This is a genomic window from Pantoea sp. paga, assembly GCF_007558755.1.
In the GTDB taxonomy this organism is placed as follows: domain Bacteria; phylum Pseudomonadota; class Gammaproteobacteria; order Enterobacterales; family Enterobacteriaceae; genus Pantoea; species Pantoea agglomerans.
In genome coordinates this window covers 157,975-180,342 of record NZ_VLTF01000009.1, presented here as the reverse complement: position 1 = coordinate 180,342, position 22,368 = coordinate 157,975, and the positions used below count along the sequence as shown (strand labels likewise).

General features: G+C 56.1%; 20 protein-coding genes. 15 read left to right on the top strand and 5 right to left on the bottom strand.

What is annotated here, in order from left to right; translation table 11 throughout:
* Positions 1–16: 16 nt before the first annotated feature.
* Positions 17–1,345, bottom strand: coding sequence for an ATP-dependent RNA helicase SrmB (srmB, locus tag FOV68_RS20290; protein ID WP_010257676.1), 1,329 nt, complete (start codon positions 1,343–1,345; stop codon positions 17–19).
* A 165-nt stretch (positions 1,346–1,510) separates the two neighbouring features.
* On the opposite strand from srmB, the gene FOV68_RS20285 reads away from it, so the two are divergent.
* Complete coding sequence (locus tag FOV68_RS20285) at positions 1,511–2,260, top strand: tRNA1(Val) (adenine(37)-N6)-methyltransferase (RefSeq protein WP_115757898.1); 750 nt, start codon at positions 1,511–1,513, stop codon at positions 2,258–2,260.
* Here the strand turns inward: FOV68_RS20285 and nadB are convergent.
* A complete protein-coding gene (gene nadB / locus FOV68_RS20280; RefSeq protein ID WP_031592513.1) occupies positions 2,245–3,864 on the bottom strand; it encodes an L-aspartate oxidase in 1,620 nt (539 codons plus the stop codon). The genes FOV68_RS20285 and nadB overlap by 16 nt on opposite strands.
* Positions 3,865–4,279: 415 nt before the next feature.
* Here nadB and rpoE point away from each other — a divergent pair, with 415 nt between their 5' ends.
* The 11 genes from rpoE to acpS all read left to right on the top strand — a co-directional run bounded on the left by rpoE (position 4,280) and on the right by acpS (position 13,735).
* The gene (rpoE, locus tag FOV68_RS20275) at positions 4,280–4,858 is read left to right on the top strand and encodes an RNA polymerase sigma factor RpoE (RefSeq protein ID WP_010257669.1); all 579 of its coding nucleotides are present in this window, start codon (positions 4,280–4,282) and stop codon (positions 4,856–4,858) included.
* Between the two features lie 27 nt (positions 4,859–4,885).
* Positions 4,886–5,539: an anti-sigma-E factor RseA gene (rseA, locus tag FOV68_RS20270; protein WP_010257667.1), complete on the top strand. Its 654-nt coding sequence runs from the start codon at positions 4,886–4,888 to the stop codon at positions 5,537–5,539.
* A complete protein-coding gene (gene rseB / locus FOV68_RS20265; RefSeq protein WP_010257666.1) occupies positions 5,539–6,495 on the top strand; it encodes a sigma-E factor regulatory protein RseB in 957 nt (318 codons plus the stop codon). The genes rseA and rseB overlap by 1 nt, the downstream gene beginning before the upstream one ends.
* The gene (rseC, locus tag FOV68_RS20260; RefSeq protein ID WP_010257664.1) at positions 6,492–6,956 is read left to right on the top strand and encodes a SoxR-reducing system protein RseC; all 465 of its coding nucleotides are present in this window, start codon (positions 6,492–6,494) and stop codon (positions 6,954–6,956) included. The genes rseB and rseC overlap by 4 nt, the downstream gene beginning before the upstream one ends.
* A 218-nt stretch (positions 6,957–7,174) precedes the next feature.
* Positions 7,175–8,974 (top strand): translation elongation factor 4, encoded by a 1,800-nt coding sequence (gene lepA, locus FOV68_RS20255; RefSeq protein ID WP_010257661.1) that lies wholly within the window; start codon positions 7,175–7,177, stop codon positions 8,972–8,974.
* Between the two features lie 9 nt (positions 8,975–8,983).
* Positions 8,984–9,958, top strand: coding sequence for a signal peptidase I (lepB, locus tag FOV68_RS20250; protein ID WP_143991416.1), 975 nt, complete (start codon positions 8,984–8,986; stop codon positions 9,956–9,958).
* A gap of 131 nt (positions 9,959–10,089) precedes the next feature.
* Complete coding sequence (rnc, locus tag FOV68_RS20245; protein ID WP_010257656.1) at positions 10,090–10,770, top strand: ribonuclease III; 681 nt, start codon at positions 10,090–10,092, stop codon at positions 10,768–10,770.
* Positions 10,771–10,912: 142 nt separating this feature from the next.
* Positions 10,913–11,818 carry a GTPase Era gene (gene era, locus FOV68_RS20240; protein WP_010257653.1) on the top strand — a complete coding sequence of 302 codons (906 nt, stop codon included), beginning with the start codon at positions 10,913–10,915 and terminating at the stop codon, positions 11,816–11,818.
* Between the two features lie 4 nt (positions 11,819–11,822).
* Positions 11,823–12,551, top strand: coding sequence for a DNA repair protein RecO (gene recO / locus FOV68_RS20235; protein ID WP_010257651.1), 729 nt, complete (start codon positions 11,823–11,825; stop codon positions 12,549–12,551).
* A gap of 72 nt (positions 12,552–12,623) precedes the next feature.
* Positions 12,624–13,355: a pyridoxine 5'-phosphate synthase gene (gene pdxJ / locus FOV68_RS20230; protein ID WP_010257647.1), complete on the top strand. Its 732-nt coding sequence runs from the start codon at positions 12,624–12,626 to the stop codon at positions 13,353–13,355.
* Positions 13,355–13,735: a holo-ACP synthase gene (acpS, locus tag FOV68_RS20225; RefSeq protein ID WP_033758661.1), complete on the top strand. Its 381-nt coding sequence runs from the start codon at positions 13,355–13,357 to the stop codon at positions 13,733–13,735. Before pdxJ ends, acpS begins: the two co-directional genes overlap by 1 nt.
* Here acpS and FOV68_RS20220 read toward each other — a convergent pair.
* Positions 13,732–13,980: a YfhL family 4Fe-4S dicluster ferredoxin gene (locus FOV68_RS20220; RefSeq protein ID WP_010671305.1), complete on the bottom strand. Its 249-nt coding sequence runs from the start codon at positions 13,978–13,980 to the stop codon at positions 13,732–13,734. The genes acpS and FOV68_RS20220 overlap by 4 nt on opposite strands.
* Positions 13,981–14,035: 55 nt before the next feature.
* Positions 14,036–14,875 (bottom strand): MurR/RpiR family transcriptional regulator, encoded by an 840-nt coding sequence (locus tag FOV68_RS20215; protein ID WP_010257643.1) that lies wholly within the window; start codon positions 14,873–14,875, stop codon positions 14,036–14,038.
* A 154-nt stretch (positions 14,876–15,029) separates the two neighbouring features.
* Here FOV68_RS20215 and yfhb point away from each other — a divergent pair, with 154 nt between their 5' ends.
* Positions 15,030–15,668 carry a phosphatidylglycerophosphatase C gene (yfhb, locus tag FOV68_RS20210; RefSeq protein ID WP_010257641.1) on the top strand — a complete coding sequence of 213 codons (639 nt, stop codon included), beginning with the start codon at positions 15,030–15,032 and terminating at the stop codon, positions 15,666–15,668.
* 63 nt (positions 15,669–15,731) lie between these two features.
* Entirely contained in the window at positions 15,732–16,223 is a 492-nt protein-coding gene (gene tadA / locus FOV68_RS20205) for a tRNA adenosine(34) deaminase TadA (RefSeq protein WP_010671307.1), read from the top strand.
* Here the strand turns inward: tadA and mltF are convergent.
* Positions 16,220–17,686 (bottom strand): membrane-bound lytic murein transglycosylase MltF, encoded by a 1,467-nt coding sequence (mltF, locus tag FOV68_RS20200; protein ID WP_010257637.1) that lies wholly within the window; start codon positions 17,684–17,686, stop codon positions 16,220–16,222. The genes tadA and mltF overlap by 4 nt on opposite strands.
* A 267-nt stretch (positions 17,687–17,953) precedes the next feature.
* On the opposite strand from mltF, the gene purL reads away from it, so the two are divergent.
* Complete coding sequence (gene purL / locus FOV68_RS20195) at positions 17,954–21,841, top strand: phosphoribosylformylglycinamidine synthase (RefSeq protein WP_143991415.1); 3,888 nt, start codon at positions 17,954–17,956, stop codon at positions 21,839–21,841.
* Positions 21,842–22,368 lie beyond the last annotated feature (527 nt).

The window sequence follows — 22,368 nt, the reverse complement described above, 5'->3', positions numbered from 1 at the left end:
TTATGGCTGCGATGATTTATTCCGCATTCTCGTTAGCTGGCGTACTGCCGCTTGCCTTGCGACGTTTGCCGACATTTTTGGCATCACGATGGCGTTTTTTCACACGCGGTTTTTCTGTTTCACTGGCTTTCTGCTCTGCACGCTTCGCCAGAACCTTTTTCGACGGTTTGCCGGTCGTTTTAGCACTTGGCGCCCGCGTCTCAGGACGCAGCTCATCAATCACGCGCGCTTTGATCGGCTCGTTCACATAGCGGGTGATTTTGCCCAGCAGCACGAAATCGTGCGCTTCAACCAGTGAGATGGCGATGCCTTTACGGCCCGCACGACCGGTACGCCCGATGCGGTGCAGATAGGTATCGGCGGTGCGCGTCATGTCATAGTTGAAGACGTGACTGACATCTTCAACGTCAATACCGCGCGCGGCGATATCCGTCGCAACCAGCACGTTAACGCGGCCTTCACTCAGACGTTTAATCGCTTCGTTACGCTTCGCCTGCACCATTTCGCCTTCAAGATAGCTGCTACGAATCCCCGCTTCGTGCAGCCAGCTCACCAGCTCATGCAGACGTTCACGCTTACGCACGAAGACGATGCTGCGCGTCACATCCGGCTGTTTCAGCAGATGGATCAGTAATTTGGTTTTATGCTGCAGATCGTCAGCGCGGTAATACCACTGCTGGATCTTTTTGCGCTCACGGCGGCTTGGGTCCGCTTCCAGCTCAACCGGATCGTTCAGCAGACGCTCGGCGAAGTCACGGATATTGTCGCCTTCCAGCGTGGCGGAGAACAGCAGGGTTTGCTTGCGCCAGCGCGTTTCAGCCGCGATGGTTTCGATATCCTGGGCAAAGCCCATATCGAGCATGCGGTCCGCTTCATCCAGCACCAGGGTTTCTACTGCGCGGCAGTCAAAGTTCTCTTCTTTGATGTACTGCAGCAGACGGCCGGTGGTGGCGACCACGATGTCCTGGTTTTCGCTGAACACTTCGGCATGGTTCATATAGGCCACGCCGCCAGTGATGGTGGCGATGTCCAGATGGGTATGTTTCGCCAGCTCACGCGCATGATCGGCGACCTGCATCGCCAGTTCGCGGGTCGGGGTCACAATCAGGATGCGTGGCGGGCCAGATTTCTTACGCGGAAAATCAAGGAGGTGCTGCAACGCCGGTAACAGATACGCGGCGGTTTTCCCGGTCCCTGTAGGTGCCGAACCCAGAACGTCACGGCCCTCCAGCGCGGGCGGAATTGCAGCAGCCTGGATCACTGTTGGGCGCGTAAAGCCTTTTTCCTGCAACGCTTGTAGCAGGCTTTCGTCGAGTTCGAGTTCGGAAAATGTGGTTACTGTCATGGTCTACCTCAGTTTGGGGCGCTGATTATAGACAGATCAGACTGAATCTTCATCTGTTAATCCGTTTCGGCTGCGCCTGGGGTTGTCTGCCGCGTGAATTCCCTCTGTTGTCACGTTACACTCATGCGCTGCCGTACGGCAGGAAAAAAACGATGGTAGTGACGAATGATGCAGGATAAGCCGCGTGAACGGCCACAGTTAAACAAGAACGGTTTTACCTTTAAACAATTTTTTGTCGCGCACGATCGCTGTGCGATGAAAGTGGGCACCGATGCCATTCTGCTTGGGGCCTGGGCGCCGGTTGCCGGGGTAAAACGTATTCTGGATATTGGCAGCGGCAGCGGGCTTATCGCGCTGATGCTGGCGCAGCGTACGCCGTCGCCGGTTGAAATCGATGCGGTTGAGTTAGAACCGCAAGCCGCGCTTCAGGCGCAGGAGAATGTGCAGCAGTCGCCGTGGCCTGAACGTATTCAGGTACATCAGCGTGATATCGCCGACTGGGCTGAACAGTGCGATAAACGTTACTCGCTAATCGTCAGCAATCCGCCTTATTTTGCACCTGGCGTGGCCTGTTCTACCGCGGCACGGGACAGCGCCCGTGCCACGGCCTCGCTCGATCATCAGACACTGTTGCGCAGTGCTGCATTACTGATTGAAGAAGAGGGGATGTTCTGTGTGGTGCTGCCCACCGCGACCGGCCAGGAATTCATCGCCCTGGCGCAGGCGGATGGCTGGCATCTGCGTTTCCGGCTGGACGTGGCGGAATATGCCCATCGTCCGCCGCACCGCGTCCTGCTGGGGCTGTCGCCGCAGGCCGGTGAAACCCTGCTGGAGCGCCTTGCTATCCGCACGCCGGACACCCGCTATTCTGATGAGTGGTGTAGCCTGACGCGGGAGTTCTATCTTTTTATGTAGTCCGGCGGCGTCAGGATGGTTGGCCGCGCCTCGGGCAGTAAATCCGGGTAGTCGCGGATATAGTGCAGGCCGCGACTCTCTTTTCGCTCCAGCGCACAGCGCACCATCAGGTCAGCGACCTGCACCAGATTCCGTAGCTCCAGCAGGTTATTGGAGAGGCGGAAATGACGATAATATTCATCGATCTCTTGCTGAAGCAGGTTGATGCGACGCAGCGCCCGCTCCAGCCGCCGGGTCGTGCGGACGATTCCCATGTAATCCCACATGAATAACCGCAGCTCGTGCCAGTTATGCTGGATCACCACGCGCTCATCGGCGTCATCGACCTGGCTTTCATCCCATGCGGGTAGCGCAGTAACGGCTTCGATGGCGGGCAGGGTGCGAATCAGCTCCTCTGCGGCGGACCAGCCATAAACCAGACACTCCAGCAGCGAATTGGATGCCATGCGGTTAGCGCCATGCAGGCCGGTATAACTCACCTCACCGATGGCATAGAGGCCACTGACGTCGGTCTGGCCGTGCTGATCAACGACCACGCCGCCACAGGTGTAGTGCGCGGCAGGTACAATCGGGATAGGTTCTTTGGTGAGGTCAAAGCCAAAGGTCAGCAACTTCTCATAGATCATCGGGAAGTGCGCGCGAACAAATTCCTCAGGCTGATGGCTGATATCCAGATACATACAGTCAACGCCCAGCCGCTTCATCTCATGATCGATGGCCCGGGCGACGATATCGCGCGGGGCGAGTTCGGCACGCTCATCGAAATCGGGCATGAAACGGCTGCCATCGGGACGCAACAGCCAGGCACCTTCTCCGCGTAACGCTTCGGTTAACAGGAAATTCTGCGCCTGCGGATGAAACAGGCAGGTCGGGTGGAACTGATTAAATTCCAGATTGGCAACCCGGCAGCCGGCACGCCAGGCCATCGCGATGCCGTCACCGGAGGCGATGTCGGGGTTAGTCGTATATTGATAGACTTTGGCGGCACCACCGGTTGCAACCACCACGGCCCGTGCCCGACAGGTTTCCACCTGTTCGCGATTGCGGTTCCAGATCCACGCGCCTACTACACGGCGTGAGCCTGGCAGGCCGATTTTATCTGAAAGAATCAGATCGACTGCGTTGGTGCGTTCCAGAATCCGGATATTAGGATGGCTCAACGCCTGGCTTACCAGCGTCGTTTCAACCGCATGGCCAGTGGCGTCAGCGCTGTGCAGGATACGGCGATGACTATGGCCGCCTTCCCGCGTCAGGTGATAACGCATGTCGCCGGCCGCCTGCGGATCGAGATCAAAAGCGACACCGTTGTCGATCAGCCACTGCACACAATGCCGGGCATTACTGGCGATAAACGAGACGGCTTCACGATCGCATAATCCTGCTCCGGCAATCAGCGTATCTTCGATGTGCGACTCGATGCTGTCAGTCTCATCAAACACCGCAGCAATACCGCCCTGGGCATAAAGGGTTGACCCCTCATTGACCTGCGCTTTACTGAGAACTGTCACCTGATACTGTTTTGCCAGCCGCAACGCCAGCGACAGGCCAGCAGCACCGCTGCCCACAATGAGTACATCACACTGATAATCCGGGTTCGCATTCATCATAATGTTTAATTTACTAAACAAGAATAGGCCTGAGCATAAGCGCAATGGGGGTTGCTGTGAAGTATTTTAAACATCTGGCGCAGGTTTTTGTCTGATGATTTCCCAAAGTTACTTAATATCAGTGAGTTAAAACCGGGTTGGTTTTGGCGCGGTTTTTTATAGCAAACTTATTAAACCTAAAGGATTTAATGATGAAAAAGCTGTTGTCATAGGTTACTCTGCCTGCGATTTACGCTCCTTACACTGAACGAAAACGAAGAACCTGTGTAATGTCCATTGGAGCGGTAAATATCAGGGCGAGAAGTGAACTTCGCACCACATCACAACTCTAAGCGCATGCTTGCTCAGAACCATGAGATGTGCTGGCAGTTACTTTTATGCGTATGAAAAATTTGGGGAGACATTACCTCGGATGAGCGAGCAGTTGACGGACCAGGTCCTTGTCGAGCGCGTACAGAAGGGAGATCAAAAAGCTTTCAACTTACTGGTGATTCGTTACCAGCATAAAGTGGCGAGCCTGGTTTCACGCTATGTTCCCTCGGGCGACGTACCTGATGTAGTACAGGAATCGTTTATTAAAGCGTATCGCGCACTGGATTCATTCCGGGGTGATAGCGCGTTTTATACCTGGCTGTACCGCATTGCGGTAAATACAGCGAAAAATTACCTGGTTGCTCAGGGGCGTCGTCCGCCATCCAGCGATGTGGATGCTATTGACGCAGAAAATTTCGAAAGTGCGGGTGCATTAAAAGAAATTTCGAACCCTGAGAACTTAATGTTGTCAGAAGAATTGAAACAAATTGTCTTTCGTACCATCGAGGCGCTACCCGAGGACTTGCGTATGGCAATCACCCTCAGGGAACTGGACGGTCTGAGTTATGAAGAGATCGCCGTCATTATGGATTGCCCGGTAGGCACTGTTCGATCACGTATCTTTCGTGCGCGAGAGGCCATTGATAACAAAGTTCAACCGCTTATCCAACGTCAGTGATAACGGCTACTGGAAGGGTACATAGGCATGCAGAAAGAAAAACTTTCCGCTTTAATGGATGGTGAGACCTTAGATAACGAGCTGTTTTCCGCCTTGTCTAAGGACGCAGAATTACAGAAAAGCTGGGCAAGCTATCATCTCATTCGCGATACCATGCGCGGTGATGTGGGCGATGTCCTGCATTTTGATATTTCTGCGCGCGTCGCTGCTGCCATCGAAAAAGAACCGTTGCGTACGGTTACAACGCTGATCCCTGAAGCTCAGCCAGAACCTTCCCGCTGGGAAAAAATGCCGTTCTGGAAAAAAGCGCGCCCGTGGGCTGCGCAACTGACCCAGGTCGGTGTCGCTGCCTGTGTTTCACTGGCCGTGATCGTAGGCGTTCAGCACTATAACCAGCCAGAGGGCAGCGCCACGCAGACCTCTGACTCTCCGGTGTTCAATACGATGCCGATGATGGGCAAAGCGTCTCCGGTGAGCCTGGGCGTACCGTCTGATGCATTTGACACCAACAGTTCTAACCAGCAGGTTCAGGACCAGCGTCGTCGCGTAAATGCCATGCTGCAGGATTACGAACTGCAACGTCGCCTGCACGCTGACCAGCTGCAGTTTGAAACCACTGCGCCAAAACAGGCGCAGGTTGATGTTCCCGGAAATCAATCATTAGGACAGCAACAGCAGTAATGAAGCCGCTTTGGTATGCTGTTAGCCTGCTGACAGGCAGCCTGTTGTGGTCATCTGCCGCCCCGGCGCAACCTTCTGCGTCCGGGGCGCTATTGCAGCAGATGGAGCAGGCAAGTCAGAACCTCAACTACGAATTCGCCTATATCAACGTCTCCCGCATCGGCATCGAATCGCTGCGTTATCGTCATGCTGTAATCGATAACCGGATATTCGCGCAGCTGTTGCAGATGGATGGGCCACGTCGGGAAGTGATCCAGCGCGGCAACGATATCAGTTACTTCGAACCCGGCCTCGATCCCTTTTCGCTCCCCGGCAATCACATTATCGATGCTTTGCCGTCGGTGATTTTTGCTGACTTCACCAAGCTTGCTACAGCCTATGATTTTATTACCGTAGGCCGCTCGCGCATTGCCGATCAGATGTGTGATGTGTTGCGCATCGTTTCACGCGATGGCACCCGTTACAGCTATGTGGTCTGGCTGGATGTGGACACTAAGCTGCCGCTGCGCATCGACCTGCTCGATCGTGATGGCGAAACGCTGGAACAGTTCCGCGTCATCAGCTTTGCGGTGGACGAAGGGGTGCGTAATCTGATGCAGGGGCTGGAGAAAGCCAATCTGCCTCCGTCGCTTTCGGTGCCGAAAGGGGATGCGGTCACGCTCACCTGGCAGCCTGGCTGGATACCTGCCGGTATGTCGCTGGTGTCGCAGAATCGTCGCACGCTACCCGGTCTGAACAAAAATATGGAATCGAAGCTCTACAGCGATGGCCTGTTTAGTTTCGCGATCAACGTGACGCCGGCCGATAAAACCAGCACAACGCAGACATTGCGCACTGGGCGTCGTACGGTCCAGACCGTTGTGCGCAATAATAACGAAATAGCGGTGATCGGCGAATTACCGCCCTCCACCGCAAAACGTATTGCGGACAGCATCGACCTGGGGTCACAAAAATGATGAGAGAATGGGCCACCGTGGTGGCATGGCAGGATGGCATCGCCACGCTGCACACCGAAGCTAAAACCTCCTGTAACAGCTGCCAGGCGCGTAAAGGCTGTGGCAGCCATATGCTGAATAAGCTCGGTCCGAAGAATGCCCATGTGATGCAGATCGCCAGCAGCAAGCCGCTGCAGCCGGGGCAGCGGATCGAACTCGGTATCAAAGAGAGCAGCCTGCTGGGTTCAGCGTTGCTGGTCTACATGACGCCGCTGTTTGGCCTGTTCCTGGTTTCCGGGCTGTTTCAGGCGCTGTTCAGCAGCGATCTGGCCGCCGCCTGCGGTGCGCTGCTGGGCGGTATCGGGGGTTTTATCGTCGCCAAAGGCGTTTCAATGAAATTCGGCGATAGAGAAGCCTTTCAGCCGGTCATTCTGAACATCGCCTTGCCTCCCGATGCGCTGCGTGTTGAAAGCGAAGCGTAACGCACGTCCAGGCCGCGCATCCCGCGGCCTTTGTCTGTTCTGCCTCGCGCAGATATCTGTTTCGCTTCCACCACGTTCCATTCTTTTATGCGCGGCGTTAACAGTGTAATATGCGTCGTCATTAATGAGGCTGACAGGATTGTGGGTAAAGAGCGATCTTCCTGAATGTGTCTGTGCTCAGGTTTTCAACTGAATTTTAAGCGAAGATATCCCAATAAATGAAGCACATAAGAAATTTCTCCATCATCGCTCATATCGACCATGGCAAATCTACGCTCTCTGACCGCCTGATTCAGATTTGTGGCGGCCTCACCGCTCGTGAAATGGCTGCGCAGGTTCTTGACTCTATGGATCTGGAGCGCGAGCGTGGCATCACCATCAAAGCACAGAGCGTCACACTCGATTACCACGCGAAAGACGGCCAAACTTACCAGCTCAATTTCATCGATACCCCAGGCCACGTAGACTTCTCCTATGAAGTTTCCCGCTCACTGGCCGCCTGCGAAGGCGCGCTGCTGGTGGTGGATGCCGGTCAGGGTGTTGAAGCGCAGACACTGGCGAACTGCTACACCGCGATGGAGATGGATCTGGAAGTGGTGCCGGTTCTGAACAAAATTGACCTGCCCGCTGCCGATCCCGATCGCGCCGCGCAGGAAATTGAAGATATCGTCGGCATTGATGCGACTGACGCGGTGCGCTGCTCAGCCAAAACCGGCGTAGGCGTTCCGGAAGTGCTGGAGCGCTTAGTGCGCGACATTCCGCCGCCTGAAGGCGATCCGGAAGCGCCGCTGCAGGCACTGATTATCGACTCCTGGTTCGATAACTACCTGGGTGTTGTTTCCCTGGTGCGCGTAAAAAACGGCACCATGCGCAAAGGCGACAAGATCAAAGTCCTGAGCACCGGCCAGGTTTATAACGCTGACCGCCTGGGTATCTTTACCCCGAAACGGGTTGATCGTAATGAGCTGAACTGCGGTGAAGTAGGCTGGCTGGTCTGCGCCATTAAAGATATCCTCGGCGCACCCGTGGGCGATACGCTGACTACCGCACGTAACCCGGCAGACAAAGCGCTGCCAGGCTTTAAAAAAGTGAAGCCACAGGTTTACGCCGGTCTGTTCCCAATCAGCTCTGACGACTATGAAGCGTTCCGTGATGCGCTCGGTAAGCTGAGCCTGAACGACGCCTCGCTGTTCTATGAGCCAGAAAGCTCAACGGCGCTGGGCTTTGGTTTCCGCTGCGGCTTCCTCGGTCTGCTGCACATGGAGATCATCCAGGAGCGTCTGGAGCGCGAATACGATCTCGATCTGATCACTACTGCACCGACGGTGGTGTATGAAGTCGTGACCACCAGCGGCGAAATCGTTCATGTCGACAGCCCATCCAAGCTGCCGGCACTGAACAATATCGAAGAGCTGCGTGAACCGATTGCCGAATGTCACATGCTGCTGCCGCAGGAGTATCTGGGCAACGTTATCACGCTCTGTATTGAGAAGCGTGGCGTGCAGACCAACATGGTTTACCACGGCAATCAGGTGGCACTGACTTACGAAATTCCGATGGCTGAAGTGGTACTCGACTTCTTTGACCGTCTGAAATCAACCTCGCGCGGTTATGCCTCGCTGGATTACAACTTTAAACGGTTCCAGCCTTCAGACATGGTACGCGTTGACGTACTGATTAACTCTGAGCGTGTGGATGCGCTGGCGCTGATTACCCACCGTGACAACGCGCCTTATCGCGGACGCGATCTGGTTGAGAAAATGAAAGAGCTCATCCCGCGTCAGCAGTTTGATATTGCGATTCAGGCTGCCATCGGCAACCACATTATCGCGCGTTCAACGGTGAAACAGCTGCGTAAAAACGTTCTCGCCAAGTGTTATGGCGGTGACGTCAGCCGTAAGAAGAAACTGTTGCAGAAACAGAAAGATGGTAAGAAGCGAATGAAGCAGGTTGGTAACGTTGAGCTGCCACAGGAAGCGTTCCTCGCCATTCTGCATGTCGGTAAGGACAGCAAATAAGGATTTCCAATGGCTAATATGTTCGCCCTGATTCTGGCGATAGCGACGCTGATTACTGGCATCGTATGGGTAATTGATCGTTTTAAATGGGCACCCGCGCGTCGCGCGAAACAGGCTGAGGCTCAGGCCCAGACCGGTAACGCGCTCGACAGCAAAACGCTGGCGAAGGTCGCTGCAAAGCCAGGCTGGGTTGAAACCACCGCATCTGTGTTCCCGGTGCTGGCCGTGGTTTTCATCGTGCGTTCGTTTATCTACGAACCGTTCCAGATTCCCTCTGGCTCGATGATGCCGACGCTGCTGATTGGTGACTTTATCCTGGTGGAGAAGTTTGCTTACGGCATCAAGGAGCCGATCACCCAGACGACGCTGATCCCAACCGGTCAGCCGAAGCGCGGCGATATCGCGGTATTTAAATACCCGAAAGATCCGAGCCTGGATTACATTAAGCGCGTTATCGGCCTGCCGGGCGACAAAGTCATTTATGATCCTTACAGCAAAACGCTGACGGTGAAACCGACCTGCTCCGATGATAAAGCCTGTGACACAGCGTTAGCGGTAACTTACACCGACGTTGAGCCAAGCAACTTTGTTCAGACCTTTAGCGGCTTTGATGGCAACGAAACCGGCAACGGTTTTTATCAGGTGCCGCAGGGCGATACGCTGCGCGGTGGTTTGCGCCTGGGAACCCGCAAAGAGACAATTGGTAACGTGACGCATGACATTCTGCTGGTAAACGAAGCGCAGAGTCAGGCAGGCATGTATTATCAGCAGCCGGGTCAGCCGCAGGCGAGCTGGGTCGTGCCGAAAGGGCAATACTTCATGATGGGCGACAACCGTGATAACAGCGCCGACAGCCGCTACTGGGGCTTTGTCCCGGAGCGTAATCTGGTCGGTAAAGCGGTCGCTATCTGGATGAGCTTTGAGAAACAAGAAGGCCAGTGGCCAACCGGCGTGCGATTCAGTCGCATCGGTGGTATCCACTAACATTATTGTCTGATTAACAGGCAAATCGGGTGGCCTCCTCAGGGAGGCCACTGCACACCAAACGGAACGTGTTGGATTACCAGCCCCGTTTGGTATGCAGAGTCACAGACGCAACAAAGAACTGGAATCGCATGAACCCCATCCTGATTAACAAGCTTCAGCGCAAACTGGGCTACACTTTTACTCATTCGGAACTGTTACAGCAGGCCCTGACTCACCGCAGCGCCAGCAGTAAGCACAACGAACGCCTGGAATTTCTTGGCGATTCTATTCTTAGCTATGTGATTGCTAATGCCCTTTATCACCGCTTCCCGCGGGTTGATGAAGGTGACATGAGCCGCATGCGCGCCACGCTGGTGCGGGGCAACACGCTGGCTGAAATGGCACGCGAATTTGATCTTGGCGAGTGCCTGCGCCTGGGACCCGGTGAGCTGAAAAGCGGCGGTTTCCGTCGTGAATCGATCCTGGCGGATACGGTGGAAGCGCTGATTGGCGGTATCTTCCTCGACAGCAGTATCGAGCGGGTAGAGCAGCTGATCCTCGACTGGTATCAGACCCGCCTCGACGAAATCAGTCCTGGCGACAAACAAAAAGATCCGAAAACGCGCCTGCAGGAGTATCTGCAGGGACGTCATCTGCCACTGCCAAGTTATCTGGTGGTACAGGTACGTGGCGAAGCCCACGATCAGGAATTCACCATCCACTGTCAGGTGAGTGGCATGGCCGAGCCGGTTGTCGGCGTCGGCTCCAGCCGTCGTAAAGCTGAGCAGGCAGCGGCTGAACAGGCACTGATAAAATTAGGTCTTGAATAGATCTGTCGGGATGACAGTGCCGGAACCGGCACTGAACCATTGACCCGACATTCTATCCCGGCGTCAGAAGACGCTGAATGACACATGACTCAAATAGCACTCTTTCGGCGCCGCATCAGGCGCTGAACAATTCAGGACTCGAATGAGCGAAAACGTTACTTATTGCGGCTTTGTCGCGATTGTTGGCCGACCAAACGTCGGTAAATCCACCTTACTGAACCAGTTGCTGGGGCAGAAGGTGTCGATCACCTCGCGTAAGCCGCAAACCACGCGCCACCGCATAATGGGCATTCATACCGAAGGCGAATATCAGGCGATCTACGTCGATACTCCCGGTCTGCACATGGAAGAGAAGCGCGCCATTAACCGTCTGATGAACCGCGCAGCCAGCAGTTCCATTGGCGACGTAGAACTGGTGATCTTCGTGGTTGAAGGCACCCGCTGGACGCCCGATGATGAGATGGTGTTGGGCAAACTGCGCGACAATAAAGTGCCGGTGGTGCTGGCGATCAATAAGGTCGATAACATCCAGGATAAAAGCATTCTGCTGCCGCATCTGCAGTTCCTGAGCCAGCAGATGAACTTCCTCGATATCGTGCCTATTTCTGCTGAGAGCGGCAAAAACGTCGATACCATTGCGGCAATTACCCGCAAGCATCTGCCGCAGGCCGATCATCACTTCCCGGAAGATTACATCACCGACCGCTCACAGCGTTTCATGGCGTCAGAGATGATCCGTGAAAAACTGATGCGCTTCCTGGGTGCTGAACTGCCTTACTCCGTTACGGTTGAGATCGAGCGCTTCGTCACCAACGAACGTGGCGGTTACGACATTCACGGTCTGATTCTGGTTGAGCGCGAAGGGCAGAAGAAGATGGTGATTGGCAACAAAGGTGCCAAAATCAAAGTTATCGGAACAGAAGCGCGCAGGGACATGGAAGAGATGTTCGAAGCGAAAGTGCATCTCGAACTGTGGGTGAAAGTGAAATCCGGCTGGGCAGATGACGAACGTGCGCTGCGCAGCCTGGGTTATACAGACGATCTCTGATTCAATGGAAGGCTGGCAACGCGCCTTTGTGCTGCATAGTCGCCCCTTCAGCGAAACCAGTCTGCTGCTCGACCTGTTCAGCGAAAGCGAAGGGCGGGTGCGGGTTCTGGCCAAGGGCGCACGTTCGCGGCGCTCGCAGCTGAAGGGGGCGTTACAGCCTTTTACCCCGCTGCTGGTTCGCTGGAGCGGGCGCGGGGAAGTCAAAACCCTGCGCAATGCCGAGGCGGTGTCGCTGGCCTTACCGCTCAGCGGCATCACGCTCTACTGCGGTCTCTACGTCAATGAGTTGGTCTCTCGCGTATTGCAGCAGGAATTCCCCTTCTCAGAACTCTTCTTCGACTATCTCAATTGCCTTCAGGCATTAGCCTCAACGCACGGCAAGCCCGAACCGGCACTGCGACGTTTTGAACTGGCGCTGCTCGGTCACCTGGGTTATGGCGTCGATTTCCTGCACTGCGCCGGCAGCGGCGAGCCGGTCAGCGACAACATGACGTACAGCTACCGCGAAGAGCGCGGCTTTATTGCCAGCCTGGTGGTCAATCAGCGTAGCTTTACCGGCCGCGAATTGCGCGCCCTGTGCGAGCGAGAGTTTCCCGATGCCGACACCCTGCGCGCCGCGAAGCGGTTTACCCGCATCGCCCTGAAGCCCTATCTTGGTGGCAAGCCGCTGAAGAGTCAGGAGCTGTTCCGCCAGTTTATCCCGAAGAAAAAGCCTGAACAGGCAGAAGAATAGCGCTGGTCGTACCGCCTGTTTCACTTTGCGCGGTACACTCAACATCACGATGAAAAAGAAGTGAGGATGGTCATGGCTGAGTTGCTGTTAGGCGTCAATATCGATCACATTGCTACGGTGCGTAACGCCCGTGGGACAAACTATCCCGATCCGGTGCAGGCGGCGTTTATCGCCGAGCAGGCGGGCGCAGACGGCATTACCGTGCACCTGCGCGAAGATCGCCGTCACATCACTGATCGCGACGTGCGTATCCTGCGTGACACTATCCAGACGCGGATGAATCTGGAGATGGCGGTCACCGATGAGATGATCGGCATCGCCTGTGATATCCAGCCCCATTTCTGTTGCCTGGTGCCGGAAAAGCGTCAGGAAGTGACCACTGAAGGTGGGCTGGATGTGGCGGGGCAGCAGGAGAAGATGAACGCGGCCGTACGACTGCTGAGTGACGCAGGCATTCTGGTTTCGCTGTTTATCGATGCCGATCACCGTCAGATTGAAGCGGCCGTGGCCAGCGGCGCGCCTTACATCGAAATTCATACCGGCGCTTACGCCGAAGCACCAGAGGGACTGGCGCGTGACGCTGAGCTGGCGCGTATCCGTCACGCCGCAACCTTTGCCGCCAGCCTGGGACTGAAGGTCAATGCCGGTCACGGTCTGACCTATCACAACGTGCTGCCGATTGCGGCGCTGCCGGAAATGCACGAGCTGAATATCGGCCATGCGATTATTGGTCGTGCGGTGATGAGTGGCCTGCCGGATGCGGTCAAAGAGATGAAGCAGCTGCTGCGTGAAGCCCGTCGCTGATGGCTATTCTGGGACTGGGTACGGACATCGTTGAGATTGAACGTATCGCCGGGGTGATAGAGCGCTCCGGCGACCGGCTGGCACGGCGGGTGCTGAGCGAAGCCGAATGGCAGCAATATCAGTCGCACAAGCAGCCGGTGCGCTTTCTCTCTAAACGCTTTGCGGTAAAAGAGGCGGCAGCAAAAGCCTTTGGCACCGGCATTCGCGGTGGTCTGGCGTTTAATCAGTTTGAAGTTTATAACGATGCGCTGGGAAAACCGGGATTACGCTTCTTTCAGCATGCCGCTGAAGTGGCAGAGAGGCTGGGCGTTAAACACGTTCACGTGACGCTGGCCGATGAGCGTCACTACGCCTGCGCCACGGTGATCATTGAAAGCTAGCCGTGCAGCAGCACGAACTTCTCCCACAGCGCATCACGTGATTCGGTGTGCTGTGGGTCAATGATGATGGTGTTGTCGATGGGGCATACCTGCTGACAGGTTGGCGTCTCATAGTGCCCGACGCATTCCGTGCAGCGGCTGACATCAATCTCATAGATCGCATCGCCCAGTGAAATGGCCTGGTTCGGGCACTCCGGTTCACACATATCGCAGTTAATGCATCTGGACGTAATCAACAGCGCCATTTTACCCACCTGATAACAACAGAAAAAGCGCGGGTATTATACGCGCTGCCGCTGATCAGACCAGCTTTTTCACCAGCGCTTCGCTGTGGCGAATATGACTGGACGCGCGTTCCGGATCGTTTTGCACCAGCGCCATAAACAGCAGATCGGTCAGGGCCAGCTGCGCCGTGGTCGAGGAGATGGCCGCGCTGCGGGTACTCTGCTCCTCCGCCACCGTATAGAGACAGTAACTGGCGCTCTGCTGCAGCGTATTCGGCGTAAAGCCGGTAAACGCCACCACATCGGCGCCTACCTGAACCGCCTCCTGCGCGGCCAGATTGATCTCCCGCCGTTCACCGGTGTAAGAGATGGCGAGCAGCACATCGCCTGGCCCCATCGCCTGCACGCTGGCCAGCAGGGCGTGCATATCCTGCTCCGCCACCGCATTAATGCCGATCTTCATCAGTTTCCAGGAGAAGTCCTTCGCCACCAGACCCGAAGCGCCGATGCCCACCAGTAAAATACGCCGGGCATTTTTCAGCAGCTGCAACACATCGTTGAGTTTCTCTTCGCTGTTGATATCCAGCGTGGCGCGGATCGCCGAGAGTTTCTCCGTCAGCAGCTTCTCACCCACCATTTTAAGGGGATCGTCGCTGAGGATATGGTTATGCACGGTAATGGCATCCTTGTCCGCCAGTGACTCACTCAGGGCCAGCTTAAGCGCCGGAAAACCTTTGTATCCCAGTTTCTGAGCAAACTTCACCACGCTCGACTGGCTGACGCCAGACTCTTCCGCCAGCTTTTGCGAACTCAGGTGGCGCGCCCGATCGGGTTGCGATAGTAAAAAATCAGCCAGCCGACGCTCGTTCAATGCCAGACGTGGATAAAGCTGGCGAATGCGCAGCAATGAACTCATGCCCAATCCTCGTAATTCAGGGATAATCTGTGAAGAATAAACTATTCATCAGGCATTGTAGTCATCGGAATTAAAAATGACAGTCATCGCCGTAGCGCCTGATGATGGCTACACTACTCTTTATCATTCCAGAATCAGCCTGAAGGAGAGTTGTTTGACCAGGGGAACACAACGTCGCGTCGTATTTTTTGACCTGGATGGCACTTTGCACCAGCAGGACATGTTCGGCACTTTTATGCGCTATCTGCTGCGTCGCCGACCGCTTAATCTGCTGCTGGTGGTGCCGTTATTGCCGGTAGTAGGTATCGGCTTGCTGTTTAAAGGCCGGGCGGCACGCTGGCCCATGAGCCTGCTGCTCTGGTCTATTACTTTTGGCCGTTCTGAGCGGACGCTGCTGCAACTCGAAGCCGAATTTGCGCAGTGGTTTCGCCTGCGCGTCAAAGCCTTTCCGGTGGTTCAGCAGCGTCTGACCGATTACCTCGGCAGTGATGATGCTGACGTCTGGCTCATCACCGGATCGCCACAGTCTCTGGTGGAGCAGGTCTATTACGACTCCGCGTTTCTGCCACGGGTGAAGCTGATTGCCAGTCAGATGCAGCGCGGCTGGGGCGGGCGGGTACTGGCAATGCGCTGCCTCGGCCATGAGAAAGTGGCACAGTTGGAAGAGAAAATCGGCACGCCGCTACAGCTCTACAGCGGCTATAGCGACAGCAAACAGGATAACCCGCTGCTGTTTTTCTGTCAGCATCGCTGGCGCGTAACACCCGCAGGTGAGCTGCAACAGCTGGAATAAGTTTCTAAAGGATCGGTGAGACCGCTATAATGCGCCGCTTTTCTGTCGCCCGGAGTGGTCAGCATGAAACAACAAGATGAATACTGGATGCGCCATGCGCTTGACCTGGCGCGCCGGGCGTGGGAGCAGGGCGAAGTGCCGGTGGGTGCGGTGCTGGTTCAGAATGACCGGGTGATCGGTGAAGGCTGGAACCGGCCCATCGGCCAGCACGATCCGACGGCGCATGCGGAGATTATGGCGTTGCGGCAGGGCGGTAAGGTACTGGAAAATTATCGTCTGCTGGACACCACGCTCTACGTGACGCTGGAGCCGTGCGTGATGTGCGCCGGCGCCATGGTTCACAGCCGCATCAGCCGGCTGGTCTACGGTGCGCACGATATCAAAAGTGGAGCGGCAGGATCGCTGCTCGATGTGCTGGGGCACCCCGGCATGAATCATCAGGTTGAATTACAGAGCGGCGTGCTGGCTGAAGAGTGTGCCGCTATGCTGAGCGACTTCTTCCGTATGCGTCGCGAGCAGAAAAAAGCGCTGCGTCAGGCGCAACGCCAGGATTAATTCATGGCGATCTTCGGTTCGACCGCCGGATAGCCTTTGGCCAGTTCGGCCTGTGCTTCTTGTGCTTCAGCCTGCTGCGCCAGGCGTTTTTCCTGCTCCTGCAGATAACCCACCAGGCTTAACTGATATTTGCGGATGTTCTCCACATAGTTATAGGCTTCATGCCCACGGGCATAGCCATAAGCCGTCTGGGTGTAGTAACGCTTCTGACTCAGCATGGGCAGACGCAGCTTCACATCCGCCCAGCTATCCGGATTACCCCCCTGGCGGGCAGTGAGTTTACGGACATCCAGCATATGGGCATAGCCCATGTTATAGGCCGCCAGCGCAAACCAGATGCGCTCATCTTCCGGGATGGTCTGCGGCACCTTCGCCATCATATCCTGCAGATACTGACTGCCGCCGCGAATGCTCTGTTCGGGATCGGTCCGGTCGCCCACATCCAGGCTCTCAGCGGTGTTACGGGTCAGCATCATCATGCCGCGCACGCCGGTAGGGGAGGTGGCCTGCGGGTTCCAGTGCGACTCCTGATAGGAGATCGCCGCCAGCAGTCGCCAGTCAATGCTGGTGGCGTACTTCTCAAACAGCGGTTTGATGTCAGGCAGCGTGTTGTCGATGGCGCGCAGGAAAGTGCGGGTATCGACATAATCAAAGGTGCCGACGTGGCCGAGATATTTCTCCTCCAGCCGCGCCATCGCCCCTTCTTCACCCATACCGTTAAAGAAGTCGAGCATCGCGGCATTCAGGCTGTCGTCATCGCTGTGCCGCACATACCAGGTGACCGGCTCTTCATCAGTGACGTCAAACGCCACCGCCAGCTGCGGATAAATGCGCTGCAACAGAGCGATGGTCACGGAGTCGCCAATCGTATAGTCGAGCTTGCCGTCTGCCACCGCTTCCAGCAGGGCTTTAGGACTTTGATCGGTGGAGATCGCCCAGTCCAGATCGGGGTACTGATTTGACCGCGCGCTCTTCAGCGTTGACAGATACGCCGATCCAGACGCAACAGTCAGCCGCCCCTTTAAGTCACCGAGGTTTTTAGGGCGCGGCTTATCCACGCGATAGACCAGCTGCTGCGAAACGTTGTAGTAGCCTGGCCCGGTCTGATAGCGGGTCAGGCGTTCGCTGTTGTAGTTCAGACCCGCAGCCAGCAAATCGGCTTTGCCATCATCTAAATCGTCAAACAGATCGCTCAGGTTGGGACGTACTGTCACCTTGAGTTTGACGCCCAGATAATCGGCGAAGCGTTTTGCCAGCTCATAATCCATACCGGCCGGAGATTGGTTCACTGTGTAGTAAGTCAACGGGGAATTGATGGTACTGACACGCAGTACTCCCCGTGATTTAATCTGTGAAATCTGGTCCTGCCCACCCCCATACCAGGGAATGGATGGCCATAGCGCTAACGCTAACAGCACGGCAACCAGACCGATAAACAGATAATTAAATTTTAGGCGTTTCAAATATTTATCTCTCGCTGGCTCTAAGGCCTCTGTCTTTTAAAGGCAGTATTTGTCTTCTTTGAACTCCCAGAGCGAGGGGCATTTTGCGCAACAAAATCACGCTGAGCAACTTTTATAGCAGCTTTTGCGCAAAATTCAGGCAAATCCGGGTCGCCAAAAATTGTGCGCAAACGGTTTCGTCGCGAGGTCGCTTTCTCTATAATACGCCCCGTTTTCCCTGTTGCGCCCAATGAAGCGTCGCCCGGCGCCCTGACGAGAGATTTATTAATGGAAATTCTGCGTGGTTCGCCCGCCCTGTCGGCATTTCGTGTAAACAAACTGCTGACCCGCTTTCAGGACGCTCATCTGCCGGTGAGTGATATTTACGCTGAGTACATCCATTTTGCTGATGTCAGCACGCCCTTAAGCGCTGACGAACAGAGCCGTCTGCAGCGCCTGCTGAAATATGGTCCCTCTCTCGCTGAACATGCCCCAAAGGGTCGTCTGCTGCTGGTGACGCCTCGTCCCGGCACCATTTCGCCCTGGTCATCCAAAGCCACTGACATTGCCCACAACTGCGGCCTGCCGCAGGTACGTCGTCTGGAGCGCGGCCTGGCCTTTTATGTGCAGGCCCCACAACTGACGGAAGCGCAGTGGCAAACGCTGGGCACACTGCTGCACGATCGGATGATGGAAACGGTCTTCGGCGATCTGGCGCAGGCTGAACAGCTGTTCGCGCATCACACGCCACAGCCGGTGAAAAGTGTCGATCTGCTGGGTGAGGGCCGTCAGGCGCTGGTTCAGGCGAATATCTCCCTGGGTCTGGCGCTGGCCGACGATGAAATCGACTACCTGGTGGCGGCGTTTACCGCACTGGGCCGCAATCCCAACGACATTGAACTCTATATGTTTGCGCAGGCGAACTCTGAGCACTGTCGTCACAAGATCTTCAACGCCGACTGGATTATCGACGGCGAGAAACAGCCAAAGTCGCTGTTTAAGATGATCAAAAACACCATGGAGCAGACGCCGGACTACGTGCTCTCTGCTTACAAAGATAACGCCGCCGTGATGGAAGGCTCAGAGGTTGGCCGCTTCTTTGCTGACGCCGGAGAGAGCGAATACCGCTGGCATCAGGAAGCCGCTCACATCCTGATGAAGGTGGAAACCCATAACCACCCAACGGCCATCTCGCCGTGGCCTGGTGCTGCGACCGGTTCCGGTGGTGAAATCCGTGATGAAGGCGCAACCGGAAGGGGTTCGAAGCCAAAAGCGGGCCTTGTCGGTTTCTCAGTATCGAACCTGCGTATCCCAGGCTTTGAACAGCCGTGGGAAGAGGACTTCGGCAAACCGGCCCGCATCGTCAGCGCGCTGGAAATTATGACCGATGGCCCGCTGGGCGGCGCTGCATTTAACAATGAATTTGGTCGTCCGGCTCTGAATGGTTACTTCCGTACCTATGAAGAGCAGGTCACCAGCCACAACGGCACTGAGCTGCGTGGCTACCATAAGCCGATTATGCTGGCGGGCGGCATCGGGAATATCCGTGCCGATCACGTGCAGAAAGGTGAAATCACCGTAGGCGCGAAGCTGGTGGTGCTGGGCGGTCCGGCAATGAACATCGGCCTGGGCGGCGGCGCGGCGTCATCGATGGCCTCGGGCCAGTCTGATGCCGATCTCGACTTTGCCTCGGTACAGCGTGACAACCCGGAGATGGAGCGCCGTTGTCAGGAAGTGATCGACCGCTGCTGGCAGCTGGGCGAAGAGAACCCGATTCTGTTTATCCACGACGTGGGCGCTGGCGGTCTCTCCAATGCGATGCCGGAGCTGGTCAGCGATGGCGGTCGTGGCGGCCGGTTTAACCTGCGTGACATCCTGAGTGATGAGCCAGGCATGAGTCCGCTGGAGGTCTGGTGTAACGAATCACAGGAACGTTATGTGATGGCAGTGGCACCCGATCAGCTGGCGCAGTTTGAGGCAATTTGTCAGCGCGAACGCGCACCGTTCGCGGTCATTGGTGAAGCTACCGAAGAGCTGCACCTGAGCCTGGAAGATAGTCATTTCGGTAATAAGCCGATCGATATGCCACTTGATGTCCTGCTGGGCAAAACGCCGAAGATGACGCGGGATGTGGTGACGCAGCAGACGCAGGGCACTGCCCTGCAGCGTGACGGCATTACGCTGGTCGATGCGGTGAACCGCGTGCTGCATCTGCCTGCCGTGGCGGAAAAAACCTTCCTGATCACCATCAGTGACCGCAGCGTGACCGGCATGGTGGCGCGCGACCAGATGGTGGGACCGTGGCAGATCCCGGTTGCCAACTGTGCGGTGACTACCGCCAGCCTCGACAGCTACCACGGCGAAGCGTTTGCACTGGGCGAACGTTCACCGGTTGCGCTGCTGGACTTCGCAGCGTCGGGTCGTCTGGCGGTCGGTGAAGCCCTGACCAACCTGGCAGCTACCCACATTGGTTCGCTGAAGCGTGTGAAGCTTTCCGCAAACTGGATGTCCGCAGCCGGTCATCCGGGTGAAGATGCCGGTTTATATGCGGCGGTGAAAGCGGTCGGCGAAGAGCTTTGCCCGGCGCTGGGGATCACCATCCCGGTCGGTAAAGATTCGATGTCGATGAAAACACGCTGGCAGGAAGGCAGCGAACAGCGCGAAATGACCTCACCGCTGTCGCTGGTGATTACCGCTTTTGCCCGCGTCGAAGATGTCCGTCGCACCGTCACGCCACAACTGCAGGCCGATCAGGATAACCTGCTGCTGCTGATCGATCTGGGCAACGGCGCGAATACGCTGGGCGCAACGGCGCTGTCACAGGTTTATCGTCAGCTTGGCGACAAACCTGCCGACGTGCGCGATGCCGCTCAGCTGGCGGGCTTCTTCAATGCCATCCAGGCGCTGGTGGCTGAGCAGAAACTGCTGGCTTATCACGATCGCTCCGACGGTGGTCTGCTGGTGACGCTGGCCGAGATGGCCTTTGCCGGTCACTGCGGTGTTGACGTTGACATCGCCTCGCTGGGTAACGATGCGCTGGCCGCCCTGTTTACCGAAGAGCTGGGTGCGGTGATTCAGATCAACGCCGGCGATCGCGCCGTGGTTGAGCAGATCCTGGCGGATCACGGCCTTGCCGGCTCGACACATCTGCTGGGCAGCGCGCAGCCGGGCGATCGCTTTGTGATCCGTTCTGGTGACAGCGCGGTCTATAGTGAAAGCCGCAACACGTTGCGTACCTGGTGGGCGGAAACCACCTGGCAGATGCAGCGTCTGCGCGACAACCCGGCGTGTGCCGATCAGGAACATGAAGCGAAGAAAAACGACAGCGATCCTGGACTGAACGTTAATCTGACCTTTAATCCACAGGAAGATGTTGCTGCCCCGATGATCGCCACTGGCGCACGTCCAAGGGTGGCGGTGCTGCGTGAGCAGGGCGTGAACTCCCATGTAGAGATGGCCGCCGCCTTTGATCGGGCAGGCTTCACCGCCATTGACGTTCACATGAGCGATCTGCTGGCCGGACGTCGCGGTCTGGAAGAGTTCCAGGCGCTGGTCGCCTGTGGCGGCTTCTCTTACGGTGATGTGCTGGGAGCCGGTGAGGGCTGGGCGAAATCGATTCTGTTTAATCCGCGCGTGCGTGACGAGTTCGAAACCTTCTTCCACCGTCCGCAAACCCTGGCGCTGGGCGTCTGCAACGGTTGCCAGATGATGTCTAATCTGCGTGAACTGATCCCAGGCAGCGATCTCTGGCCACGCTTTGTGCGTAACCAGTCTGAGCGCTTTGAAGCGCGCTTCAGTCTGGTAGAAGTGGCCGCCAGTCCCTCGCTGTTGCTGGACGGCATGGCCGGTTCGCATATGCCTATCGCGGTTTCGCACGGTGAAGGCTTTGTTGAAGTGCGTGATGCTTCACATCTGGCGGCGCTGGAGTCGAAAGGGCTGGTGGCACTGCGCTTTGTCGATAACTTCGGCAAGGTAACAGAAACCTATCCGGCTAACCCGAATGGCTCACCAAACGGCATCACTGCCGTGACCAATGAAAGTGGTCGCGTCACTATCATGATGCCGCATCCGGAGCGGGTGTTCCGCACCGTCAGCAACTCCTGGCATCCGGCAGAGTGGGGCGAAGATAGCCCGTGGATGCGTATTTTCCGCAATGCGCGTAAACAGCTGGGTTAATTTAATCCGCTGAAAAGAACAGGAGGCCAGTGTGCCTCCTGTTCTTTTTTGTGGCTCTGTTGGCAAATGGCGACAATGAGCATCTCGCACTGTCTCTTTATGGCGACATCTATCTCGTTGATTTTTAATGAGCGTCCATCAGGCGCGATTTCATGTCGCTCTGCGGAGACAGTTTTCACTTACTGTAATCAGATTTTGCGCAACAGTTGTCCGGTAAGCTTATTCAATCTGCTGAAAAATATAATGATTTATTTTCTGGCATGGAACTTGCTATACTCATGCAGCTGCTCATTCACCTGTTTATGATTGCCCCGCTTAGCGGAGAAGAGCTCATAAAGCCCGAATGACGCACCAAACGGAGCCTGCCGTCCAACTGACCGATAATCGCTTGCGTTATCAAACACCGGACGTAACGTTGAGTAAGGCTCCACCCATTTTTACGCGATGCATCACGCGTCGTGCCAGCGGCAGGCCATTGAGCCTGCCGTTTTCTTTTGTTCCCCTTTCTTCCGCCGACACCTTTCTTC

Coding starts and splice junctions, on each gene's coding strand:
- rseB (WP_010257666.1), top strand. CDS start 5,539: ATGAAGCCGCTTTGGTATGCTGTTAGCCTGCTGACAGGCAGCCTGTTG.
- rnc (WP_010257656.1), top strand. CDS start 10,090: ATGAACCCCATCCTGATTAACAAGCTTCAGCGCAAACTGGGCTACACT.
- acpS (WP_033758661.1), top strand. CDS start 13,355: ATGGCTATTCTGGGACTGGGTACGGACATCGTTGAGATTGAACGTATC.
- rpoE (WP_010257669.1), top strand. CDS start 4,280: ATGAGCGAGCAGTTGACGGACCAGGTCCTTGTCGAGCGCGTACAGAAG.
- lepB (WP_143991416.1), top strand. CDS start 8,984: ATGGCTAATATGTTCGCCCTGATTCTGGCGATAGCGACGCTGATTACT.
- FOV68_RS20285 (WP_115757898.1), top strand. CDS start 1,511: ATGATGCAGGATAAGCCGCGTGAACGGCCACAGTTAAACAAGAACGGT.
- era (WP_010257653.1), top strand. CDS start 10,913: ATGAGCGAAAACGTTACTTATTGCGGCTTTGTCGCGATTGTTGGCCGA.
- FOV68_RS20215 (WP_010257643.1), bottom strand. CDS start 14,875: ATGAGTTCATTGCTGCGCATTCGCCAGCTTTATCCACGTCTGGCATTG.
- rseC (WP_010257664.1), top strand. CDS start 6,492: ATGATGAGAGAATGGGCCACCGTGGTGGCATGGCAGGATGGCATCGCC.
- recO (WP_010257651.1), top strand. CDS start 11,823: ATGGAAGGCTGGCAACGCGCCTTTGTGCTGCATAGTCGCCCCTTCAGC.
- tadA (WP_010671307.1), top strand. CDS start 15,732: ATGAAACAACAAGATGAATACTGGATGCGCCATGCGCTTGACCTGGCG.
- nadB (WP_031592513.1), bottom strand. CDS start 3,864: ATGAATGCGAACCCGGATTATCAGTGTGATGTACTCATTGTGGGCAGC.
- srmB (WP_010257676.1), bottom strand. CDS start 1,345: ATGACAGTAACCACATTTTCCGAACTCGAACTCGACGAAAGCCTGCTA.
- purL (WP_143991415.1), top strand. CDS start 17,954: ATGGAAATTCTGCGTGGTTCGCCCGCCCTGTCGGCATTTCGTGTAAAC.
- rseA (WP_010257667.1), top strand. CDS start 4,886: ATGCAGAAAGAAAAACTTTCCGCTTTAATGGATGGTGAGACCTTAGAT.
- pdxJ (WP_010257647.1), top strand. CDS start 12,624: ATGGCTGAGTTGCTGTTAGGCGTCAATATCGATCACATTGCTACGGTG.
- FOV68_RS20220 (WP_010671305.1), bottom strand. CDS start 13,980: ATGGCGCTGTTGATTACGTCCAGATGCATTAACTGCGATATGTGTGAA.
- lepA (WP_010257661.1), top strand. CDS start 7,175: ATGAAGCACATAAGAAATTTCTCCATCATCGCTCATATCGACCATGGC.